This is a genomic window from Rhodoferax sp. AJA081-3 (assembly GCF_017798165.1).
Lineage (GTDB): Bacteria > Pseudomonadota > Gammaproteobacteria > Burkholderiales > Burkholderiaceae_C > Allorhodoferax.
The window spans coordinates 2,371,807-2,394,670 of sequence record NZ_CP059068.1; the positions used below are offsets into that span (position 1 = coordinate 2,371,807).

The window sequence follows — 22,864 nt, forward strand, 5'->3', positions numbered from 1 at the left end:
CCGCGCAGCCAACCACACCACTAGGAAGCTGACATGATCAACTCACTCTGGATATCCAAAACCGGCATGGAAGCCCAGCAAATGCAGCTGGACGTCATTTCCAACAACCTGGCCAACGTCTCCACCAACGGTTTCAAAAAATCGCACGCGGTGTTTGAAGACCTGATGTACCAGAACCTGCGCCAGGTGGGGACCAACACCTCGGAGCAATCCACGTTGCCCACCGGTTTGCAAGTGGGTTTGGGTGTGCGTGCGGTGGCCACCAGTCGCAGTTTTGCGCAGGGTAATCTGCAGCAGACCAGCAACAACCTGGACATCGCCATCCAGGGCAACGGTTTCTTCCAGCTCACCATGCCCGATGGCACCATTGGCTACACCCGCGATGGCGCCTTCCAGATCGACAACCAGGGCCGCATGGTCAACTCGGGTGGTCTGCCGCTGAGCGGCGGCATCACCGTGCCGGCCAATGCAACCGCCATCAGCGTGTCGCCCGATGGCACGGTGTCGGCCAGCATCCCTGGCAGCACCGCACCCCAAAATATCGGCACCATTGCCCTGGCCAGTTTCATCAACCCGCCGGGCCTGGAGCCCAAGGGCCAGAACATTTACGCGGAAAGCGCCGCGTCGGGGCAACCCAATGCGGGCACCGCGGGTGCCAATGGCCTGGGGACGCTGATGCAGGGTTTTGTGGAGACCTCCAACGTCAACGTGGTGCAGGAGCTGGTCACCATGATCCAGACCCAGCGCGCCTACGAAATGAATTCCAAAGCCATCCAGACATCCGACCAGATGTTGCAAAAGCTCGGTCAATTGTGAGGTTTGCTATGAAAACAAGAGCTACCAAGGCAATCAATACGGGGGCTACAGGCCGTTTTTGTGCTTCATTATTGGCCGTACTGGCCTTGACGGCCTGCCAACAAATTCCCCAAAAGGTGGTAGTGGACTTCGCCGAACCCAAGGTGGGCCAAATGCCCATGGCCACTCCAGCCGCGGCGCGTCCGGCGACCGGCAGCCTGTTCCAGACCGCGGGTTACCGCCCCGGTTTCGAAGACCGGCGCGCACGCGCCATTGGCGACACGGTCACCGTGCAGATTGTCGAAAACGTGACGGCCAGCCAAAAGTCGACCTCGACCGTCAACCGCACCAGCGCTATTGACTCCAGCGTATCGGCCCTGCCCTTCAACAGCCTGGAAGCCCTGGGCAAACTGGGCATAGGTGCCAGTACCAACAATGCCTTCTCGGGCAAGGGCGGCACGGAAAGTGCCAACACGTTTGCTGGCTCTATCACCGCCACCGTTATCGAAGTCCAGCCCAATGGCCACTTGGTCGTGGCGGGTGAAAAACAGATTGGTGTCAACCAGAATGTGGACGTGTTGCGCTTCTCCGGCACGATTGACCCACGGCTGGTGCAACCGGGCAGCGTGATCAGCTCCACCCAGGTCGCCAATGTACGGGTCGAATCCCGGGGCCGCGGCACGCAGGGTGAGGCACAGACAGTTGGCTGGCTTTCCCGGTTCTTTTTAAGCTTTCAGCCTTTCTAAAGTTATCCAGAATAGTGCCGAGGGGTAAGAGATCCACCCGGATCTGCCCACCAACCAACTCCGCACATGACACCCTGGACCCAACCGGTAAACACCAACAGCCCCCGGCTATGGGGCTCATTGCGTCTGGTGTTCTCCCTGGTACTTTGCCTGGTACTCGGTCTGGGTATGGCCACCGCAAGCCATGCCATGCGTATCAAGGAAGTGGCCAGCGTAGAGGGCGTGCGCAGCAACCAGTTGACCGGTTTTGGCCTCGTTGTGGGCCTGGACGGCACCGGCGACCAGACCACCCAAATGCCCTACACCACCCAGGGCCTGGCCAACTACCTGCAGCAAATGGGCATCACGCTGACCGCCACCACGCTGGCACAACTGCAGATGAAAAATGTGGCCGCCGTGCTGGTCACCGCACAGTTGCCCCCCTTTGCCCGCCCCGGACAAATGCTGGATGTCAATGTATCTTCGGTCGGCAATGCCAAATCTTTAAAAGGCGGCACACTGATCACCTCCCCGCTCAAGGGCGCGGACGGTGAAATCTACGCCCTGGCACAGGGCAACCTGATTGTTGCGGGTGCCGGCGCCGCAGCGGGTGGCAGCAAGGTCACCGTCAACCACCTGAGTGCCGGTCGCATTCCCGATGGTGCCCAGGTCGAGCGCGTGGTGCCCACGGCTTTGCAGGAAGGCTCCACCGTGAACCTGAGCCTGCGGGCCAGTGATTTCCAGACGGCCCGCAAGGTAGCGTCGGCCATCAACAGCAAGTTTGGTCCCGACGTGGCGCAGGCGCTGGACGGCCGCACCGTCCAGGTCAAGGCCCCCATGAACCCCAACGACCGCATCAGCTTCTTGGCCGAAATGGAAGAGCTGCCAGTGCAGAACTCGGTCGCCGCCGCCAAGGTCATCATCAATGCGCGCACGGGCTCGGTTGTGCTCAACCAGGCCGTGTCTCTGGGCGCCTGCGCCATTGCCCACGGTAACCTATCCATCAGCATTTCGTCCACCCCTGTCATCAGCCAGCCCAATGCTTTGTCTACCGGGGGCCAAACCGTGGTGGCCGAAAAAGCCAATATCGAAATCAAACAGGACGCGGGCAAACTCATCCAGTTACCCGCAGCGGCCCAATTGGCCGATGTGGTCAAGGCACTCAACTCGCTAGGGGCAACGCCCCAGGATCTGTTGGCTATTCTGCAGGCCATCAAGTCGGCTGGCGCACTGAATGCGGAGCTGGAGGTCATCTAACATGGGCTACGGATCCATCTCACCCTCCACCGCGCAGTCACTGGCGGCCGATGCCCAGTCGCTGGGCAACCTGAAGATGGAGGCTGGCAAAAACACACCCGCCGCCATCAAGGAAACCGCCAAACAATTCGAGTCCCTCTTTATGCGCGAGCTGATGAAAAGCATGCGCGAAGCCACCATGAAATCGGGCCTGCTGGACAGCGCCGGTGGCGACCTGGGCACCGATCTGCTGGACCAGCAGTTCGCCGTGCAGATGTCGGGCCAGCCCGGCGGCTTGTCGGACATGATTGCGCTGCAGTTGACCCGCCAGATGGCCGGTGCTTCCAAAGACGGAGCACCCGGCGTCGCGGGCACAACACCCACCGCAGCGGGTGCGACCAAGACCACCAGGTCCAGCCTTCCACCCGTATCCGCATCAACCATCGGCAAGACAACACGCGCCCCGACCGAGAGCCAGTCCAACTTTGTGCAACAACATTCCCAGGTTGCCCATGAAGTGGAAAAGGCAACCGGCATACCCGCCAACTTCATGCTGGGTCAGGCCGGGCACGAGACCGGCTGGGGCCGGTTCGAAATCAAACACAAGGGCGGGGCAACGTCCCATAATCTCTTTGGTATCAAGGCCGGTGCCGGCTGGACCGGCAAGGTAGCCGAGGTGACCACCACCGAGTTTGTCAACGGTGTCGCGCAAAAGGGCAAGGCACGTTTTCGGGCCTATGACTCCTATGCCGACGCGTTCAAGGACTACGCACGCATGATCTCCGAGAGCCCCCGTTACGCCAAGGTCATGGAGCAATCCCACTCGGCACACGGCTTTGCCAGTGGCCTGCAGAAGGCCGGCTACGCCACCGACCCGGACTATGCGGCCAAACTGAGCCGCGCCATCAACACCACGCTGCAAATCCGGCGCGCACAGGCCTAAAGCCGGGAGAGCACCATGGGCAGCTTACTCAACATCGGATCCCGCGCACTGCAGGCCAACCAGGCCGCCTTGCAGACCGCTGGCAACAACATTGCCAATGTCAATGTGCCAGGGTATTCACGCCAGAAGGTGGTGCTGAACACGGTTCCGGGTCAGTTCTCCAGCGCAGGCTACGTGGGCCAGGGCGTAACGGTTCAGACCATACAGCGCAATTTCAGTGAGTTCCTGACCCGCCAATCCAGAATTGCAGCTTCTGCGCAGTCGGCCGACACCACACGCTCGGACAAACTGCGCCAGCTCGAAGCGGTGTTCCAGGGCGGGGCACAGGGCCTGGGCGCCTCCATCAACGACATGCTGAACGCCTTTTCAGACGTTGCCAGCGCCCCCACCGACATGACCGCCCGCACGGTGGTGCTGACACGCATTGACGAAACGGCCTCCCGCATGCGCGCGGCGTCCCAGCAACTGGACGATCTGCAGACCGGTGTCACCCAGGAACTGGCACAAAAAATCACGAACATCAACAGCCTGGCCACCAGCATTGCCGCCGTCAACGAGCAGATCGCCCGGACCAATGGCACCGGCCAGCCGCCCAATGACCTGCTGGACCGCCGCGACCAGTTGATCAAGGAGCTCAATCAATACGTGCAAACCACGTCCATCGCCGCGGATGACGGCACGGTGGGCCTCTACATCGCCGGCAGCCAGGAACTGGTGCTCGGGACCAACGCTTCTACCGTGGCCCTGGTCAGTGACGACTTTGGCGACACCCGCAGCAGCAAACTGGCCATCATGCGTGCTGGCGTGCCAAACACCTTGGACGAAAACATGCTGGGCGGCGGTGAGGTATCGGGCCTGCTGCGCTTTCAAAACAACGATTTGAACGAAGGCCGCAACCTGCTGGGCCGCCTGACGCTGGCCACCACTGGCGCCATGAACGACCAACACAAGCTGGGCCTGGACCTGAATGGCAATGTGGGCGGCGACCTGTTCAGCCCCATCGTTCTGGGCACCAGCAACGTGTTTGAGCCCAAGGCACCAGCAGCGCTCAATACCGGCTCCATGAGTGGTGCGGCAGCTCCCACGCTGTCTGTGTCGGACAGGACCCAACTCGTGGCGTCCGACTACGAAATGCAGTTCTCTGGCGGCACCTTCACCATCACCCGCCGTTCGGACGGCGCCGTGTTTACCCAGGCGCAGGTGCCACCAGGGCCTACCGCCGGTCCGGACGTGATTGCCGAAATAGACGGCCTGCAAATCCACAATCCCCTGGGTGGCGCCGCCAACCCGGGCGACCGCTTCCTGTTCAAACCATTCAGCACGTCTGCCAGCAACATCAGCAGCATGTTTTCTACTCCCCGTGCCTTGGCCGTGGCAAGCCCGGTGGCTGCCACCATGGGCACGGCCAATGCCGGAAGCCTGCAACAGATCTCGGTCAGTGCACGCAGCAACCCCATTTCACCCGCAGCCCTGGGCGTCGTGTTGACCTTTTCCAATTCCAACACCTACTCCCGCAGTGACGGGATGGTCAATCCGTTCCCTACCCGTTTCGACGGGTCGCCCAACCCGCTGTTTGGCACCACCGACTTCGAATACATCCCCGGTCAAACCATTGAAGCCACGCCCGGTGTCTCTCCACCCGCTGAATGGTCTTTGACGTTGCAAGGCACACCGGCTGCGGGCGACACGGTGACTGTCAACACCAACTTGTTCCCCACCCTGTCGTCGGGCAATGCCACGGCCATGATGAACCTGCGCGATGTCGCCATGTTTGATGGTGCCGCGCTGACAGACGGCTACGCCGGTCTGATCTCGCAAATTGGCATCCGCACACAAAGCGCCGAGTACGCGGCACTGGTGTCCTCGTCCATTGCGACCAATGTGGAACGGGACCGCGCGGGTGTATCTGGCGTCAATCTGGATGAAGAGGCAGCCAGCCTGCTGCAGTTCCAGCAGGCCTACCAGGCCTCCGCCAAAATGATACAAGTGGCGCAGAGTATTTTTGACACCCTGATTCAGAATCTGGGTCGCTAAGGGCCTTTGATTTAGGAGGCATGACATGGCTAACTTTGTAAGACTCGGGTCCGCCAATGCGTACGACACCGCGTTGTCCAACATCATGAGCCGCCAGACGGCCCTGGCCAACCTGCAGGAAAACCTGACATCGGGCAAACGCGTAGTGCGCGCCAGTGACGACCCCACCGGTGCGGCACAGGCCGAACGCGCCATCACCCGCTTGGCCCGCATCCAGACCGACCAGCGTGCACTGGAATCGCAGCGCGCGTCCATCGCCCAGGCCGAAGCCACGCTGGGCGATGTCAACACCGCACTGCAAAGCTTCCGTGAACTGGCGGCCACCGCAGGCAATGCCTCACACTCCGCACAAGAACGCCAGGCCATTGCCAACGAGTTGAAGGGTTACCGCGACCAGATCTTCGCCATGGCCAACCGGCAGGACACCAATGGCCTGCCCCTGTTCAGCGCCCTGGGCAGCGCCCTGGCCCCCTTTGTAGGGCCGCAGGGTTTGCCGCAGGACTACACCTTTGCCGGCCAACCCGGCCAAGTGGCCAGCAACGAGGTGTCCATACCCTACACACTGGATGGTGACCGCGCCTTCATGAACATGCCAGGGCGCGATGGCGTGTTCAACGTGACGCTGACCACAGTGGCCGGCGCTCCGCACGAACTCCGCAGCAGTGGGGTCACCCTGGTACAACCGCTGCCCGCTGCGCCCTCGGGTTTGTCGTCCAACTCTTCTTATGCCATCACCATCACGGGGGTGGACACCACCAGCGTTCCCGGCACGACCACCGTGACCTATGACATTTCTGAGACCCCCAATGTCACCGGCCCCTTCAGCGGTTCGTCCAGCTACCCCAGCAACACACCGGCCAATATTGCGGTCACCGCCATCCCCGGCCTATCCATCAATGTGCGCGGTGCACCCGTGGTGGGCGACGTGTTGACGCTGGACCCACGGCCCAGCATCTTCAGTGTGCTGGACGACGCCATCCGCGACATCGGCAATGCGCCCAACAGCAATGCATCCATGCAGGCCGTGGGCCAGGCTTTGCACAATGTAGACATCGGCATGTCGCGTATATCGGCCGTGCGCGGCCAGGCGGGTGATTTGTTGAACCGCGCAGACCGCATCTCGAACAACCAGGAGAAACGCAGCATCCAGGTCGAAGGCGACCGCTCCCGTGCGGAAGACCTGGACATGATCAAAGGCGTGTCTGACTTTCAAAACCAGCAGACGGGTTACCAGGCGGCGCTGCAGTCCTACGCCCAGGTGCAAAAGCTGTCGCTCTTCAACTTCATCAGTTGAGGCCGCTATCCCCGGCCGGTTGACGCCATGACTCCATCGGTTCTGGGCAGCGTCACCCTCGGATACGAACTGCTCTGGAACCAGAAACGCCGCTGCTGCGGTGTGCGCCTGTTTGTAGACAGCCCGGTCAGCAGCACCCTGGACGCCCGCCATTTGCTTGCCGCGCTGGCCGAGCTGTGGCCCGACACGGCCCCCAACCTGCTGCTGCAGGTGCGCGACCCTTCCTTGCTGGCGGGCCTGCTGGCGCTCACCCCGCCGCGCAGCCTGTGGCTGGAGTTGACGGACACACAACTGGCCAACACCACGCTGGCCAACAGCGCACGCCAGGCACATGCCCGCGGGCTGCCCCTGGTCTGGAGCGGGGAAGCAGGCCATGCGCCAAGCGCCAACATGGCGAAGATTTTCCACAAGACCCTGCGCGCACTGACACCCCACCAGGCCCTGGCCGCCCTGCGCACGTCACAGCAACCCGGCGCACCAAGCCCGGTCGTCGCGGGCAGCATTTATGAGGGACTGGCCAGCCCGGCGTTGCTGGAACATTCACTGGACCGCCAGGGCGCATGGGCCGTAGCCGGCTGGCCCGTGGACGAAATTTTGCATGCCTACCGGCTCAAACAAATTCAACCCTCGCGCCAGTTGCTGCGCGGCCTGGTGGCAGCCATAGAAGCCGATGAATCACTGGATGTGCTGGAGCACCGCATGGGGGAAGAGCCGCTGCTGGTCTACCGCTTTCTGCGGTATGCCAACTCTGCCCACCTGGGCGCCCGCTGCGAGGTCACCACCGTGCGCCAGGGCCTGATGGTTATGGGTTACAGCAAGCTGCGCAACTGGCTGCTGGAGCAGACGCAGCAGGCCAGTACGGACGCCAACCTGGACCCGATACGCTGCGCCATGGTGCTGCGCGCCCGCATCATGGAGCACCTGTCCGAAGCCGGCCTGGAAGACGCGCTGCGCAGCGAAGTTTTCCTGTGTGGCGTGTTGTCGCAGCTTGATCTGCTGCTGGGCGAACCCCTGGGCGCCGCCATCCACCGCCTGCCACTGCCCGGGCGTATTGCCTCTGCGGTGGTTGGAGACAGTGGCCCCTACGCGCCGTGGCTGGCCGTGGCCAGCGCGCTGGAATCCAGCAACACGCGCATGGTGCGCGAGGTGTGCCGGGCGCACAAGATGCCGGCGGATATGGTGAACCGGGCGCTGCTGCGCACGCTGGCAAAGGTTGGCGGTTAGACCTGAACCCAACGGCGGGCGTCTTTCAGCAACAAGAGAAGCTGATCCGGGCGCAATGGTGACGCCTCAAAACCGAACCGCAGGTAAAAGCGTGCCGCGTCCGCGTCCAGCGGGTGAGTCAGCAGCGCGCGAATGCCAGCTTGTTCGGCAATCAACAGCGTGCGTCGAATCGCGTCTTGCAACATGCCAATACCTACGCCATGTCCTTGCGCCTGTTGTGCTACAGCCAGGCGCGCCAAGATCACAACGGGAACCGGGTATTGGCCCATGCCTTTGCGGATGCGCTCGGGAGCCTCCAAGGTATCGACTTGGCCTACCGTCAGGCTGAAATAACCAACCACCCCGTCATCGTGCGCCACCACAAAGGTCTTGGCAGAACCGCTGGCCTGGGATTGGCGTGCGTAGCGTGTGAGCCACTCATTGAGGCTTGGTTTTCCACAATCGAAACTGTCGAGACGGTGCAAGGCCTGTAACGGAACGGGAGCCCCGAACGTCATGGTTTATCCCAGGGCGCCTTGTGCGAAAACAGGTCTTTCAGGCCTGGGTTGTCCTGCGCGGGCCTATCCAGCAAATCCATTAGCGCCTGGTATTGGCTACCGGACACCATGAACAACCGCTGGTCCAATAGGGTTTGTTCGGCCGCCAAACAAGCACTGTCCAGAATGAAGTCTGTCAGGGATTTGTGGGCCACCTCGGCGGCGCGGCGCAATATGGCCTCTTGCTGGTCCGTGGCGCGCAAACCCAAGCGGGCCGATCGCGCTGCATTGGCGGAACGTGCCGAAGGCGTATGGGGGGCGACTGCTGAAGTCATGGTTGCACCTGGATTGTGTTGCTTGGTTGTCAGTCATGTTAGTACAAATGACACACAAACACAATGTCTGTGGGTCGATTGCGTCTACTGCTCCGCCCGCAACCTCTCAAACGTATCCCAAAACTGCGCATCCTGCGTCGTCGCAAAGTTGACACGCATCAGCGTGCTGGGCTGGCGTTCGGCGTGGAACAAGGCGCCGGGGGCGAGCAGATAACCCTCGTCCAGCATGCGCTGCGACAACACGTCGGTGTCCACCCCGGTTTCGACCCAGCCAAACAAACCCGCTGGTGGCGTGGCAAAGCTGCAGCCGTGGGCGAGCGCCAGCTTGACGCTGCGGGCGCGGGCCTGGTCCAGCCGGGTACGGATGCGTTCGGCGTGGCGGCGCAGCTGGCCCTGGTCTATGCACCAGGCCAAGGCCTTTTCCAGTAGCGCCGGTGTGGTCAGCGTGGCCAGCAGCTTGGTGTCCACAAAAGCCTCCACCAGCGAGGCCGGCGCGGCCAGAAAACCCACGCGCCAGCCCGGCGCCAGTATCTTGGCAAAGCCACTGACATAAATGGTGCGTTGCAGGCCGTCGAGCGCACACAGGCGCGTGGCGTGGTCAGGGGCGATGTGGCTGTAGGTGTCGTCCTCGACGATGTGGAAGTTGTGCGTATTGGCCAGTTGCAGCACCCGGTGCGCGCTGCCGGGCGTCAGGCAATAGCCGGTGGGATTGTGGAACACGCTGACGCTGACAAACAGCTTGGGCGCATGCAGTTCGCAGTAACGCGCCATCACATCCAGGTCTGGCCCGTCCGCGCGGCGGGGTACCGGCAAGATGCGTATGCCCAGTGCTGCCAGGCGGGCGAATTCGATGGCCCAGCCGGGCTCCTCCACCATCACATAGTCGCCGGCGCGCAGCAGGGTGCGGCTCACAATATCCAGCGCGTGGGTAGCGCCCACGGTGGTGACGATCTGGCCGGGCGCTGCGTGCACGTTGTAGGCCACCAGCTTTTGCGACAGGGCCTGGCGCAGACCGCTGTCGCCCGCCGGCTCCCCGTACTGCAGCGAGAAAGATTGCAGCGAACGGGTGCTGGTGACCTTGCGCACGGCGGCGGGCATAAACGTGGTCTCCAGCCAGTCCGACGGGAACACCCCCATGCCGGGTTGCGGCTTGTCCGAGCTGCCGTGGAACATGCCGCGTATCAGCGCGGTGGCGTTCACCGGCACGTGCTGCGCCTGAAAACCACCCCGTGGGCGCATAGGCACTACAAAATCAATAGCACCACTATCAGCACCATCAGGGGCTACAGCCATTTCCCGTACATAGAAACCCTTGTTCTTGCGGGCTTCCACCAGCCCCTGGGCCAACAACTGGTCATAGGCGGCCACCACGGTGGACGGGCTCACGCCCTGCTGCTGCGCACACTGGCGCACCGAGGGCAGGCGCGCACCGGGCGCCAGCAGCCGGGTGCGGATGCGCTCAGCAAAACGGGTGCACAGCTGCTCGGTCAGTGACTGGGATGCGGTCTTCATCAACATGGTGCGGGCCTCGTCGTCCGATAGGTGGCAAGGGGCAGGCCACCGGCGGTGTGCGCCTGTGTTGCCCCAATCAACAATACAGTTTCAGCGAATGACCTTGAAACTGTACTGGTAGTGTGTTGATTTCAACTATAAAGTCTGTTGCATGACTTGGCAAGAATTCACGGCACTACTGGTACTGGCCACGGCGATGAGCTTCTCGCCCGGCCCCAACACCACGCTGGCCACCGCACTGGCAGCCAATGGCGGCCTGCGCCGCGCCATGCCCTTTGTCTGCGCCGTGCCGCTGGGCTGGAGCGCGCTGCTAATGCTCTGCGCACTGGGTCTGGGGGCCCTGGTGCTGGCCGTGCCGCTCTTGAGCTGGGCGGTCAAGATTGTGGGCGTGGCCTACCTACTGTGGCTGGCCTTCAAACTGAGCCAGTCGCGCCAACTGGGCGAGGCCGACGCGGCGCGGCTGCAGGTGGGCTTCTGGCAAGGTGTGGCGCTGCAGTTTGTCAACATCAAGGCCTGGATGCTGGCCCTGGCCATTGTGGGTGGCTGGATCGCCGGGCGCGCTGACCCCGGCCAGCGCCTGGCGGTGGTGGTGCCGACCATGCTGGTCTTCGCCTTTGCCAGCAATTTGCTGTACGCCACGCTGGGCTCCCTGTTGCGGGACTGGCTGCGCGGCCCACTGGGCAGCGGCAAGCGCCTGCTGGCCTTCAACCGCGTGATGGCCGTTGTGCTGGTGGCCACCGCCCTGTGGATGCTGACCGTATGACAACCACCACCATGGCTAACCAACGCCAGATCAACCAGGGCCTGTGGCTGGGCCTGCTGGGCATCGCCATCTTTTCGGTAACGCTGCCCATGACCCGTATGGCGGTGGGCACGGCCGAAGCCCCGCAGATGTCGGGCTTCTTTATTGCCATGGGCCGTGCGGTGGTGGCGGCCGCGCTGTCGGGTGCCTTTCTGCTGCTGACCCGCGCGCCCCTGCCGCGCCGCGAAGACTGGCTGCCGCTGGCAATCACGGCGGGTGGTGTGGTGTTTGGCTTCCCCCTTTTCACGTCCTTCGCCATGCGGTATGTAGAGGCCACACACGCCAGCGTCATCATTGGTGTGCTACCGCTGGCCACTGCCGCCGTGGGCGCACTGCTGCACCGCCAGCGCCCGTCCTTGGGCTTTTGGTTGTGCGCGGCGCTGGGCAGTGCGCTGGTGGCGGTGTTTGCGGTGATGCGCGGCAGTGCATCCGCAGCCGGTGCCGCGTCGGGTGGTATGTCCGTGCACGGCGCAGACCTGCTCTTGGTGGCCGCCGTGTTGTGCGCTGCAGTGGGTTACGGCTACGGCGCACGCCTGTCGCACCACATGAAGGCCGAGCATGTGATTTGCTGGGCCCTGGTGATCGCCCTGCCCCTGACGCTGCCGCTGTCGGCCTACCACTGGCCCACCGCGCCTTTGCACAGCAGCGCCTGGTGGGGCTTTGCCTATGTGGCCGTGTTTTCGATGTGGCTGGGCTTTTTCGCCTGGTACCGCGGGCTGGCTTTGGGTGGCACGGTGCGGGTCAGCCAGGTGCAGCTGGTGCAACCCTTTTTGAGCATGCTGGTAGCTGTACCGCTGCTGGGTGAGAAGCTGGATGCAGTGACGCTGGGCTTTGGCCTGGCCGTGATTGCCACTGTGTTTTTTGGCAAGAAGATGCCGGTTTCTCAGCGGGTGGCGGCGTGAAGACCATGGAGACATGTACGCCGTTGTTACCTGCCTGCCGGGGTGGGCAAGGCCGAGGCCCTCATGGTGCGGGTACGCACAAATCGGGCCTCGGCCTTACCCACCCTGGCGAGTACAGTGGATGGGTTCTCCACCCATTGCGCGCCTCCATTCTTTCCAGCAAGGGATTGCGGTATGCCGGTGTCCGATTTGTGCGTACCCGCACCATGAGGACACCGGCATACCGCAATCCCTTACCCCCACAAAACTGAACGTGCAGTGCCCCCAATCACTGCACCAAAGCGCAAAATCTATCCCTTAACCAAAAAACGAGGCAACCCGAGATGAAACCCAACGACCTCCCAACCAACACCCCCTGGACCATGGCTCGCCGCGCCGCGCGCATGAACCCCTCCGTGATCCGCGAGATCCTCAAGGTCACCGAGAAGCCCGGCATCATCAGTTTTGCAGGCGGCCTGCCCTCCAGCAAGACATTTCCGGTCAGTGAGTTCACCGCAGCCTGCACCCAGGTGCTGACCCACGACGCACAAGCCGCACTGCAATACGCCGCCAGCGAAGGTTTTGCCCCGCTGCGCGAAATGGTCGCCGCCCGCCTGCCGTGGAACGTGGACCCGGCACAGATTTTGATCACCACTGGCTCACAACAAGGCCTGGATCTGGTCGCCAAAATCTTGATCGACGCCGACAGCCGCGTGCTGGTCGAAACGCCCACCTACCTGGGCGCATTGCAGGCTTTCACACCCATGGAACCCGAAGTGGTCAGCGTGGCCAGTGACGACGAAGGTGTGGACGTTGCCGACCTGGCGAGCAAGGTTGGCACCGGCGCCAGCAAGGCCCGTTTCCTCTACGTGTTGCCCAATTTCCAGAACCCCACTGGCCGCACCATGAGCGAGGCGCGCCGCGCCGCGCTGGTGGCCAAGGCCGCCGAACTGGGCCTGCCACTGATTGAAGACAACCCCTACGGCGACCTGTGGTTTGACAAAGAGCCACCTGCTCCGCTGACATCACGCAACCCCGAAGGCTGCATCTACCTGGGCTCGTTCTCCAAGGTGCTGGCACCCGGTTTGCGCCTGGGCTTTATCGTGGCGCCAAAAGGCATCTACTCCAAGCTGTTGCAGGCCAAGCAGGCCGCCGACCTGCACAGCCCGGGCTTCAACCAGCGCATGATTGCCGAGGTGATGAAGGACGGTTTCCTGGACCGCCACATCCCCACCATCCGCGCGCTGTACAAGTCGCAACGCGACGCAATGCTGGAAGCATTGAAGAAAGACATGCCCAGCGACGTGACCTGGAATTCACCCGACGGCGGCATGTTCCTGTGGGCACGTTTGCCCGAAGGCATGAGCGCCCAAGAGCTGCTGCCCAAGGCCGTGGACAAGGGTGTGGCCTTTGTACCCGGCGCAGCGTTCTACAACGACCATGCAGACCCGCGCACCATGCGCCTGTCCTTCGTCACGCCCAATGTGGACGAAATCCGCACTGGCGTAGCCGCGCTGGCCGCCGCCATCCGCGAACACCGGGCTGGTTGAAGCCATGGCGGACGACACCACCATTCGCCTGTGGGGCCGCATCAGCTCGCTGAATGTGCGCAAGGCCGTGTGGGCCGCGCAGGAGTTGGGGCTGGACTTCCAGCGCACCGATGCCGGCGCAGCCTACGGCGTGACGACCACGCCGGAGTACCAGAGCAAAAATCCGAATGGCCTGGTGCCGCTGCTGGAGATTGGGGACTTCACGCTGTGGGAGTCCAACACCATCGTGCGTTACCTGTGTGCGCGTTACAGCAACACCGAACACAACTTCTATCCGGCTGAACTGGAGCCCCGCTTCGATGCCGAGCGCTGGATGGACTGGCAACAAACCACGTTCAACCGCGCCGGTGGCCCGGCCTTCCTCCAGCTGGTGCGCACGGCGGCTGAAGCGCGCAATGCCGACGTGATACAGCAATCTGTGTCTGCAACCGAGCCCCTGTTGGCGCTGCTGGACAAGCATCTGCAAAGCCACGCCTATATGGGTGGCGACAGCTTTGGCATGGCCGATATTCCGCTGGGCTGCGAGATGCACCGCTGGTGGGGCATGCGCACCGCGCAGTTCGACGCCTATGGTGTGACCCGCCAGGAGCTGCAGGCCTTCCCCAACGTGCAGCGCTGGTTTGGCCAGCTGCAGCAACGCCCCGCCAGCCGCGGCGTTTTGGATGTAACCCTGAGCTGACATGTTGCCCCCACGCTCCGCCGCTTCGCGGGTCGCTGCCCCCCAAGGGGGCCTTCGCGCCTTGGGGCGGCCCGGCGGCACTCATCCATCGAAATAAATTTCTATGCAACAACGCCCCTTCAAACAAGTTGACGTATTCACCGCCCAGGCCTACCGGGGCAACCCGCTGGCCGTGGTGCTGGATGGCACGGGCCTGAGCACCGAGGACATGCAGCAGTTCGCCCGCTGGACCAATTTGTCCGAGACCACCTTCCTGCTGCCGCCCACACCCGAAGCGGCTGCCGAAGGTGCGGACTACCAGGTGCGCATCTTCACGCCCGGCTACGAAATGCCCTTTGCTGGCCACCCAACGCTGGGCAGCTGCCATGCCTGGCTGGAGCACGGTGGCGTGCCGAAAACGCCAGGTCTGGTGGTGCAGCAATGCAAGGTGGGCCTGATCCGCATCAACCAGGCCGGTGGCCGCCCCGCCTTTGCCGCACCGGCGCTGAAGCGCAGCGACGCCACGCCTGAACTGGTGGCCGCGCTGGCCGACGCGCTGGGTCTGCCGCTGGCCCACATCGTGGCCAGCCAGCATCTGAACAACGGCCCCACCCACTTTGGCATCTTGGTCGATGACCTGACGGTGTTGCTGGGCCTAAGCCCGGACGCCGTGCAACTCAACACCGTGCTCAGCGGTGCTGGCATCAGCGGTGTGGGTGTTGCCATGGTGCAGCCCGCAGACGATGCGGCGGGGCCTGGCACCGCTTTGATTGGCCGCTCCAACCGCGAGGCACGCGCCTTTGTCGGTGGTGGTGGCACAAGCAGTTCGGCCGCGGTAGACGAACCCACGGTCGAAGTACGTTTCTTCTTCGACCACGGCAAAGGCGTGGGTGAAGACCCGGTCACCGGCAGCTTCAACGCCAGCCTGGCGCAGTGGTTGATCGCCACCCGCCATGCACCCGCGCAGTACGTGGCCGCGCAAGGCACCTGCCTGGGCGTGTTGGGCCGTGTGCATATCCGCCAGGACGCGGATGGACAGGTCTGGGTGGGTGGCGACGCTGTCACCTGCATCAACGGCAGCGTGCTGCTGTAGCCAGGGCAGCGGTCGGTCAGCGGATGGCTTGCATCGACCACCTCGTGGTGATGGCCTCCAACCTGGCGCAGGGCGTGGCCTGGTGTGAGGCCACGCTGGGCGTCACACCCGGGCGCGGTGGTGAACACCCGCTGATGGGCACCCACAATCGCCTGCTGAAAATAGCCACCGCAGAACACCGCACGGCCTATCTGGAAATAATCGCTATCAATCCGATAGCAATACCATCAATAAATACGGGGGCTAGACGCTGGTTTGACATGGATTACCCAGCGCTGCAGGCCCACGTGGCCCAGCACGGGCCCCAACTCACACACTTTGTCGCCGGCGTGCCGGACATCACCGCGGCCGTGGCTGCGCTGGCCGCGCAGGGCCTGGACCGGGGCGCGATTGTGCAGGCCTCCCGCACCACGCCCAGTGGCCTGCTGCAGTGGCAGATCAGCGTGCGGGCAGACGGCCAACGCCTGTTCGATGGCTGCCTGCCTACGCTGATCCAATGGGGCACCACCCACCCTACCGATGCCATGTCCGACAGCGGCGTGGCGCTGCTGGGTCTGCAGGTGCAGCATCCACAGGCTGCAACATTGGCCAGCGCCTACAACACCCTGGGGCTGTCCGACCGGGTTACACCCGCCCCGGGTCCCGCGCGCCTGAGCGCCCGCCTGCAAACGCCCAAGGGGCTTGTCGAGATCCACACACCCTGAGTCTGCCCATCCTCGGCGGGCCTTGACGCTGGGGGTTGGCACCCTGGGGTTGCAACCGTGGTGCCAAGGCCCAGAAGGTGATATACCCGCGTCATTGTTCTTGAAACAAGGAGACGGTGATGAGAATGCGTGGCAAATGCGTGGGTCTGTCGGCTCTGGCCGGGTTGGCCCTGGCGGGGCCGGCCCTGGCGGCCGGATTGAGCCTGGTCCCTGGAGCGGCGGTGTATGACGCCGACGGTTTTGTCAGAATTTCGGGCGAGATTCAGAACAACACCGGCAAAACGGTGTGCACCCCCCAGGTGGATGTGTTCCTGAAAGACGCCGCGGGCAAACCCATCACGGTCACGTCTGTTCTGACCGAGACCAAAAGAGGCTTGCAGCAGGAGCCCACCGACGGTGTGCTCTCTACACGCCACTGGCTGCCCAACGGCGAGGTGGCGGTGTTTACCTACCTGCGCGACGTGAAAAAGCTGGGTGGTGCAAAACCGACCCAGCATGTGCTGGCCTTGTCCGCCCGCGCATGTGAAGGGGCCTTGCCAAAAATCACCGTGGAGGGATTCAAGGACACGGTTGACTCCGTCGGTTCCCACGCCGTGTCGGGTACGCTGCGCAATACAGGCAGTGTGCCCTGCCGCTCGCCCAAAATTGTGCTGGGCTTTTATGGGACCGACGGCACACTGATCGAGACCAACTACATTGAGCCAGACGCGACCTTCCAAAAACAGCTGGCCCCGGGAAAAAGCGTCGCGTTTTCACGAGACGCGATGGCGTCGCCCGATTGGCAAAAGCCGGTCAAGTTCAGCTTCAAGTACTGGGGCGATTGCGCTTCACACGAACCCTGATGTAGCCGGCGCATGAAGCGTTTATATGCCGCAGCATGGCTGGCAACGGGTCTGCTCACATCTACCGGGGTTACAGCCTTGACACCCTTGAGCCCCCACTTGACACCTCAGTCCCATCAGGAACTGACCGCCCGGTTGACCGAACTGGGCTTTCCGCAAGTGGGGCACAACAGCGTCGTGATCGCGTTGACACAGGCTCTGGGCTTCAAGGCGGAGTCCAAAACCTATGACTACCACGAGCGCCATGCCCATCTTCCCCGCGTACAGGTGCACGTCACGCCGGATTCCGCGGGCTGTGCCGTTGTTGCATTGCAGGCGAACTACCAACTGCCCCAACCGGGGAGTGTTCAACTCCAGGGGCTGTATTGCCTGAGCGGCATGGGCCAGTGGCAGGCCAGACAGCAGGTGCTTACGCCCGCCCCTTGAGGGCAAACAGCTCAGGGCATGTGGATGGTGCCCAGTGCGCCGACGATGAGCAGTTGTCCTTTGTCCCCCCGCCCTATGCCCATCAGCTGGGCAGGTCCGCTTTTCTTCTTCACCCAGGCAGCACCTTCCTTGGCGATCACCGCGCCTTCGCGGCCCGCAGCCACCCAGCTCTGCCCGACACGGGCAACCGCCAGCAACCCGTAGCCTATGCCACTAGGGGTGGCACGCCAGGCCAAACCGTCATATTCGAAAACTGCGCCCGTTTCGCCCACGGCGACGGCCTGCCCGCTGCCATCCACCGCGATGGCGTTGAGTGCGGGCTGCGCCGCAAGGGGCATGGGCGTCCAGCGCCCATCGGTGTGGGCCAACACGCTGCCCCACTCGCCCACCACCATGGTGCTGGACGCGTTGCCATGCACGCCGCGCAGGTTGCGCTGGGTGCCACTGGTCTGCTGTGCCCAGCGTTTGCCGTCGAAATGCAGGATGGTGCCCGCGTCGCCTACCGCATAGATATCGGTGGGTGAGCGCCCCCAAACAGAGCGCAGGGGCGACGCAACCGGCGAAGCCATAGCGGACCAGGCTTGACCGTTCCACTGCAGGATGGTCCCCTTGTCGCCCACCGCCACCTTGAAGTCCGGCGCGGCACACCATAGCCCATACAGGTGATGCTGCGAGCCGCTGGGCACCGCCAGCCACCGGCCGTCCTGCTGGCGCAGGACGGTGCCATCACTGCCCACCGCCCAGGGGGCTTGTCCACCAGGGTTGCAGATGCTGTAAAGGCTTGCGCGGGTGGTGATAGGCAACAGGGGGGCTGCTTCGGCGCTGTATCGCAGCACAATGCCCCGCATCGCCACCGCGTACAGCGTGGAAGCCTCGGGCGCCCCCCAAATGCCAGTGAGTAGGCGCCCGTCATGGCCGTCCATGGCATGCCAGCGTGTGCCATCAAACCGCAGAATGGTGCGGTTGCCGATGGCATACACCTCTTTGCCGGAGCGGCCCCACAGGCCGCTCAGCATCTGTTCGGTTCCGCTGTTCATGGGCGTCCAGGTGCGCCCGTCATACCGCAGCAGGGTGCCCGCTTCACCGGCGGCAAACACCTGGTCTGGTCCGGTGCCCCAGACCGCCCACAAATTCTGTTGTGTGCCGCTGTGCATGGGGGTCCATCGCCGTCCGTCGAAATGCAGGATGGTTCCGCGGGTTCCCACGGCGTAGACGTTGTGGCCACTGGTACCCCACACGCCACCCATCCACGGCCCGCCCGAGCCTTTGTCACCCGCACCCGGCTGGCCGGCCTGAAGTTCCCAGCGCTTGCCGTTGAAATGCAGGATGGTGCCGTTGTAGCCGACCACAAACACGTCTTGCTCCGACGTGCCCCAGACGCCGTAGAAACGGTCTTTGTAGGGCGGGTTCAGCGCTTGCCAGGTTTTGCCATCCCCCTTTAACACCGTGCCCTGGCTGCCCACCGCAAACAGTGGCCCGCCCGGCAGGCCCCAGATGCCGAACAAGCTGGACGACGTGCCGCTGTCCATGGGCTTCCAGGACTGCCCATCGAAATGCTGGATGCGGCCCGATTCACCCACGGCGAACACCGCACGTTCGTTGCGCCCCCAGACCGCATGCAGGCTGAAGCCCGGTGCCGTCATGGCATGCCAGGCTGGAGATGGATTTGCAACCGGGGGACTGGCCATGGCGGTAGGTTCCATGAGGATCAAAAACAGGCTCAACAGCCAGGCGAACGAAGACAACAGCAATTGGGCGCGTCCCACCCGCAATGCGGTGAGACGCGCACGGATAGGGGGAAAGAACTTCATGAAAAGTCTCAAGCTCAGCCTCACGTTGCGCGCAACCGCAGCATACCAAGACACACTAGCCAATGGCAGGAAGTGTTAGCGCGGCACGCAGGCCGCCCAGTGGTGAATCCAGCAGCGCCACCTGGCCGCCATAGAGCCGTGCCAGATCGTCCACGATGGCCAGACCCAACCCCGAGCCCGGCACCTGCTCATCGGCGCGCACTCCGCGGCGCAGTACCGCATCACGCTGCTCGGCTTCCAGCCCGGGTCCATCATCGTCTAGCGTGATGGTGAGCAGGTCGCCATCGGCGTGGGCACGCACCTCGACCCGGTGCGCCGCCCATTTGCAGGCGTTGTCCAACAGGTTTCCCAGCATTTCCTGCAGGTCCTGCGCCTCGCCGCGAAACGCCAGCGCAGGGTGCCAGGGCTGCAGCACGGTGATTGTGATGTCGCGCTGCGCATGGATGCGCTGCATGGCCCGCACCAAGCCCTCCACCACTGGCAGCAGCACGGTCCGAGCACCCGGCACGCGTGTGGCGGCCGCGGCTTGGGCACGGGTCAGGTGGTAATCGACCTGGCGACGCGCAACCACGGTCTGCTCCAAGACCAGACGTGCCAAGTCCGGGTCTTTGGACGCGCTGGCCTGGGCCGCATTGGCCAGCACACTCAACGGTGTCTTCAGGGCGTGGGCCAGGTTGCCCGCATGGGTGCGGGCACGCTCCACAACCGCCGCGTTGTGGGCCAGCACGGTGTTGAACTCTGCAACCAGCGGCATCACCTCGACCGGAAAATCACCATCCAGTCGCTGCGCATCGCCCGCGCGCACCCGGGTGAGCGCCGTGCGCAGCGCACGCAGGGGCGCAAGTCCGACCGACACCTGCACTACCGCGGCCAACGCCAGCACCGCGCCCAGCACACCCAGCGCGAGCCATAGCGCCGCCTGGAACTGCCCCACGGGTTCGGCCACCAGGTCGGCATCCGCAGCCACCAGAAGGCGCAAGTTGCGGGGTGCGCCATCGGGGCGGTCATTGATCTGCACACTGCGCTCGACCAAGCCCAAGGGCTTGCCCTTGGGACCCGCCACCTGGTGGACATGGATATCCCCCACCTGCAGATTGTCCACCGGCGCTAGCAGCACCACATCCCACAGAGACCGCGACCGCAGCAAGGCCCTTTCCGCGCCAACACCCTGCGCGGCGGCGTCCACCTGCCAGTAGTAACCGGAATACGGCCGACCAAAACGCGGATCGCTGAGTGGCATCGCCACACTAACCCCGCCCTGGGCGTTCACCGCGATGTGGGCGGTCAGCTGGTCCAGATGGGTGCGCAATTCGGCTTGAAACTGCGTGTCCACATGCTGGCGAAACAGGGTACCCAGCCCCCAGCCCGCCACCACAATGGTGACCACCACCCCCAGCAGCGTACCCACCAGCAGACGGATGCGCAGGGAGCGGCGCCAGGCAGACCGTGTCATGGGCAGACAACCATCAGGTGCCCGCACTCAGGCGGTAGCCCAGACCGCGCACGGTGGCGATCAAACCCGGCGGCAGTTTCTTGCGCAGGCGGGCGATAAAGACTTCAACCGTGTTGGAGTCCCGCTCAAAATCCTGGGCATAAATGTGCTCCACCAGGTCGCTGCGCGACACCACCTCGTCGCGGTGGTGCATCAGATAGGCCAGCACCCGAAACTCGTGGCTGGTGAGCACCAGGGTCTGGCCATCCACCACGGCGCGGCCGTTGCGAATATCCATGCTCAAGGGACCGCACACCAGTTCTGCACTGGCATGGCCACCGGCGCGGCGTATAAGGCCGCGCAGGCGGGCCAGCAACTCTTCCATGTGGAAGGGTTTGGTCATGTAGTCGTCGGCACCGGCATCGATGCCAGAGACCTTTTCCGCCCAGCCGTCCCGGGCGGTCAGTATCAACACCGGCATGGTGCGCCCGGCGGCACGCCATTTGCGCAGCACCGTGGTGCCGTCCATCTGCGGCAGGCCCAGGTCCAGTACTACCGCGTCATAGGGTTCGGTGTCGCCCAGAAAATGGGCATCCACCCCATTGCTGGCCACATCTACCGCATAACCGGCATCGCGCACGCCCTGCGCCAGTTGGGCCTGCAGCGTGGGTTCGTCTTCGACCACCAGGATGCGCATCAACGTTCCTGCGCCGGCGGCCGACTGCGTGTTTGGTTGACCAGCACGCTGCCATCGCGCGCATCCAGTTTGAGTTTGACCAGGGCGCCGCCTGTGCGCAAGACCTTGATCTCGTAGATCCAACGCTCCCGGCCGCCCACGCGCTCGCGCTCCAGCTCCACGTCCATGACCTGGCCGGGAAAGTCGCGCTCCACCCGTTCCAGAATGGTCTTGAGGGGCAAGACCTCACCGGCCTCCAGCGCCTTGCGGGCCCGTTCGTGGTCCTCCCGGTCGGCATGGGCCGCGCCACTGCCAGCCAGCAGGGCCAGGCTCAGCGGCAATGCAATCCAGCGCAGGGGGAAGAGGAGTTGTGGCATCAGACTGGTGTTTATAGCCCCGTGAATCTGAACGGCAGATGAACGCGGAATTCAGGTGCTGTTCAGTTGCCCCCGAGCATAGTCGCTCCCGTATCCACTGTTTGAACGGGCACACCATGCGAATGACACGAACCCTCCCCTACCTGCTGGCCGCTATGGCCCTGCTCTTTTCTGCCGCCAGCCAGGCCGGCGTGCGCGAAGACCAGCTGGCCGCCTATGCCAGCGCCGCAAAGGCAGCAAACGCCGGCTTCGCCGGCTTCTCTGCCGAGCGGGGCAAAACCCTGCACACCCAAAACTTCAGCGGTGGCAAACCCGACACCCCCGCCTGCACGGCCTGCCACGGCAAAGATCCGCGCGGCAGCGGCCGTACACCCACTGGCAAGGCCATCGACGCGGTGGCGGTTTCGGTCACGCCGACCCGTTACACCGATCCCGCCAAGGTGGAGAAATGGTTCAAGCGCAATTGCACCGAGGTGCTGGGCCGCGTGTGCACCCCGCAGGAAAAGGGTGATTGGCTGACCTACATGCTGGGGCAATGATGAACATCCGCTACCGCCCTATCCTTCTGGTTCTGCTGGTGCTGGTCTTTTCGGCGCTGATTTTTGGCCGCGCCCGCGCGGGCGGCGACCATTACTTTGCACCCGTGGCCCATGCAACCGTCAAGGCCGAGTGTGGCAGCTGCCATCTGGCGTATGCGCCGTCCATGCTGCCTGCCCGCTCCTGGACCCACATGATGACCAACCTGGACAAACACTTCGGTGACGACGCCTCGGTCGACCCCAAACTGGCTGCCGAAATCACCGCCTACCTGGTGGCCAATGCGGGCGACCAGGGTGGGCAGCGTTATGGCGCCAAGTTGTTGCGGGGCGTATCACCCACCAGCACACCCCAACGCATCACCGAGCTGCCCAGATGGGTCAAGGAACACCGCGAGGTGTCTGCCCAGGAGTGGAAACACAAAGACGTGCGCTCAAAAGCCAACTGCACGGCCTGCCACACCCGGGCCGAACTTGGCTACTACGACGAATAGAAACGGAA

The 22,864-nt window shown here is 63.5% G+C and carries 24 protein-coding genes; 17 read left to right on the plus strand and 7 right to left on the minus strand.

Translation table 11 applies throughout. The features are described from left to right. Positions 1–33 precede the first annotated feature (33 nt). The 7 genes from flgG to HZ993_RS11090 all read left to right on the plus strand — a co-directional run bounded on the left by flgG (position 34) and on the right by HZ993_RS11090 (position 8,251). Positions 34–816, plus strand: a complete 783-nt coding sequence (gene flgG, locus HZ993_RS11060; protein WP_209397900.1) for a flagellar basal-body rod protein FlgG — start codon at positions 34–36, stop codon at positions 814–816. A gap of 8 nt (positions 817–824) precedes the next feature. Beyond that, complete coding sequence (locus tag HZ993_RS11065) at positions 825–1,541, plus strand: flagellar basal body L-ring protein FlgH (protein ID WP_209397902.1); 717 nt, start codon at positions 825–827, stop codon at positions 1,539–1,541. A gap of 66 nt (positions 1,542–1,607) precedes the next feature. After that, entirely contained in the window at positions 1,608–2,777 is a 1,170-nt protein-coding gene (locus HZ993_RS11070) for a flagellar basal body P-ring protein FlgI (protein WP_209397904.1), read from the plus strand. A 1-nt stretch (position 2,778) separates the two neighbouring features. Beyond that, a complete protein-coding gene (flgJ, locus tag HZ993_RS11075) occupies positions 2,779–3,699 on the plus strand; it encodes a flagellar assembly peptidoglycan hydrolase FlgJ (protein WP_209397906.1) in 921 nt (306 codons plus the stop codon). A gap of 15 nt (positions 3,700–3,714) precedes the next feature. Beyond that, on the plus strand, positions 3,715–5,733 hold the full coding sequence (gene flgK / locus HZ993_RS11080) for a flagellar hook-associated protein FlgK (RefSeq protein ID WP_209397908.1): 2,019 nt from the start codon (positions 3,715–3,717) through the stop codon (positions 5,731–5,733). A 25-nt stretch (positions 5,734–5,758) separates the two neighbouring features. Then, positions 5,759–7,027, plus strand: coding sequence for a flagellar hook-associated protein FlgL (gene flgL / locus HZ993_RS11085; RefSeq protein WP_209397910.1), 1,269 nt, complete (start codon positions 5,759–5,761; stop codon positions 7,025–7,027). Positions 7,028–7,054: 27 nt separating this feature from the next. Further along, positions 7,055–8,251: an HDOD domain-containing protein gene (locus HZ993_RS11090; RefSeq protein WP_209397912.1), complete on the plus strand. Its 1,197-nt coding sequence runs from the start codon at positions 7,055–7,057 to the stop codon at positions 8,249–8,251. Here HZ993_RS11090 and HZ993_RS11095 read toward each other — a convergent pair. The 3 genes from HZ993_RS11095 to HZ993_RS11105 form a co-directional block, all read right to left on the minus strand. Next, a complete protein-coding gene (locus tag HZ993_RS11095; protein ID WP_209397914.1) occupies positions 8,248–8,748 on the minus strand; it encodes a GNAT family N-acetyltransferase in 501 nt (166 codons plus the stop codon). The genes HZ993_RS11090 and HZ993_RS11095 overlap by 4 nt on opposite strands. Continuing rightward, positions 8,745–9,062, minus strand: coding sequence for a DUF1778 domain-containing protein (locus HZ993_RS11100; protein WP_209397916.1), 318 nt, complete (start codon positions 9,060–9,062; stop codon positions 8,745–8,747). The genes HZ993_RS11095 and HZ993_RS11100 overlap by 4 nt, the downstream gene beginning before the upstream one ends. 84 nt (positions 9,063–9,146) lie before the next feature. Then, a complete protein-coding gene (locus HZ993_RS11105) occupies positions 9,147–10,580 on the minus strand; it encodes a PLP-dependent aminotransferase family protein (RefSeq protein ID WP_209397918.1) in 1,434 nt (477 codons plus the stop codon). Positions 10,581–10,725: 145 nt separating this feature from the next. Here HZ993_RS11105 and HZ993_RS11110 point away from each other — a divergent pair, with 145 nt between their 5' ends. From HZ993_RS11110 to HZ993_RS11145, 8 genes are all read left to right on the plus strand, one after another. Then, positions 10,726–11,337 (plus strand): LysE family translocator, encoded by a 612-nt coding sequence (locus tag HZ993_RS11110; protein WP_209397920.1) that lies wholly within the window; start codon positions 10,726–10,728, stop codon positions 11,335–11,337. After that, complete coding sequence (locus HZ993_RS11115) at positions 11,334–12,278, plus strand: DMT family transporter (protein ID WP_245213910.1); 945 nt, start codon at positions 11,334–11,336, stop codon at positions 12,276–12,278. The genes HZ993_RS11110 and HZ993_RS11115 overlap by 4 nt, the downstream gene beginning before the upstream one ends. A 323-nt stretch (positions 12,279–12,601) precedes the next feature. Then, positions 12,602–13,807, plus strand: coding sequence for a PLP-dependent aminotransferase family protein (locus tag HZ993_RS11120; protein ID WP_209397922.1), 1,206 nt, complete (start codon positions 12,602–12,604; stop codon positions 13,805–13,807). A gap of 4 nt (positions 13,808–13,811) precedes the next feature. After that, positions 13,812–14,486, plus strand: coding sequence for a glutathione S-transferase family protein (locus HZ993_RS11125; protein WP_209397924.1), 675 nt, complete (start codon positions 13,812–13,814; stop codon positions 14,484–14,486). 103 nt (positions 14,487–14,589) lie between these two features. Next, positions 14,590–15,558: a PhzF family phenazine biosynthesis protein gene (locus tag HZ993_RS11130; protein ID WP_209397926.1), complete on the plus strand. Its 969-nt coding sequence runs from the start codon at positions 14,590–14,592 to the stop codon at positions 15,556–15,558. A gap of 23 nt (positions 15,559–15,581) precedes the next feature. After that, positions 15,582–16,262, plus strand: a complete 681-nt coding sequence (locus HZ993_RS11135) for a VOC family protein (RefSeq protein WP_209397928.1) — start codon at positions 15,582–15,584, stop codon at positions 16,260–16,262. Positions 16,263–16,381: 119 nt separating this feature from the next. Continuing rightward, complete coding sequence (locus tag HZ993_RS11140) at positions 16,382–17,104, plus strand: FxLYD domain-containing protein (protein WP_209397930.1); 723 nt, start codon at positions 16,382–16,384, stop codon at positions 17,102–17,104. 12 nt (positions 17,105–17,116) lie between these two features. After that, positions 17,117–17,530 (plus strand): hypothetical protein, encoded by a 414-nt coding sequence (locus HZ993_RS11145; RefSeq protein ID WP_209397932.1) that lies wholly within the window; start codon positions 17,117–17,119, stop codon positions 17,528–17,530. Positions 17,531–17,541: 11 nt separating this feature from the next. Here HZ993_RS11145 and HZ993_RS11150 read toward each other — a convergent pair whose 3' ends face one another. The 4 genes from HZ993_RS11150 to HZ993_RS11165 are packed head-to-tail and all read right to left on the minus strand — an operon-like array spanning position 17,542 to position 21,826. Beyond that, positions 17,542–19,341: a hypothetical protein gene (locus HZ993_RS11150; protein WP_209397934.1), complete on the minus strand. Its 1,800-nt coding sequence runs from the start codon at positions 19,339–19,341 to the stop codon at positions 17,542–17,544. Positions 19,342–19,396: 55 nt separating this feature from the next. After that, positions 19,397–20,794 carry a sensor histidine kinase gene (locus tag HZ993_RS11155; protein ID WP_209397936.1) on the minus strand — a complete coding sequence of 466 codons (1,398 nt, stop codon included), beginning with the start codon at positions 20,792–20,794 and terminating at the stop codon, positions 19,397–19,399. A gap of 13 nt (positions 20,795–20,807) precedes the next feature. Further along, positions 20,808–21,470, minus strand: a complete 663-nt coding sequence (locus HZ993_RS11160) for a response regulator transcription factor (protein WP_209397938.1) — start codon at positions 21,468–21,470, stop codon at positions 20,808–20,810. Beyond that, entirely contained in the window at positions 21,470–21,826 is a 357-nt protein-coding gene (locus HZ993_RS11165) for a PepSY domain-containing protein (protein WP_209397940.1), read from the minus strand. The genes HZ993_RS11160 and HZ993_RS11165 overlap by 1 nt, the downstream gene beginning before the upstream one ends. Positions 21,827–21,948: 122 nt before the next feature. Between HZ993_RS11165 and HZ993_RS11170 the strand changes: the two genes are divergently transcribed. Next, the gene (locus HZ993_RS11170) at positions 21,949–22,365 is read left to right on the plus strand and encodes a DUF1924 domain-containing protein (RefSeq protein WP_209397942.1); all 417 of its coding nucleotides are present in this window, start codon (positions 21,949–21,951) and stop codon (positions 22,363–22,365) included. Continuing rightward, positions 22,362–22,856, plus strand: coding sequence for a diheme cytochrome c (locus tag HZ993_RS11175; protein ID WP_209397944.1), 495 nt, complete (start codon positions 22,362–22,364; stop codon positions 22,854–22,856). Before HZ993_RS11170 ends, HZ993_RS11175 begins: the two co-directional genes overlap by 4 nt. The last annotated feature ends 8 nt before the right edge of the window (positions 22,857–22,864 follow it).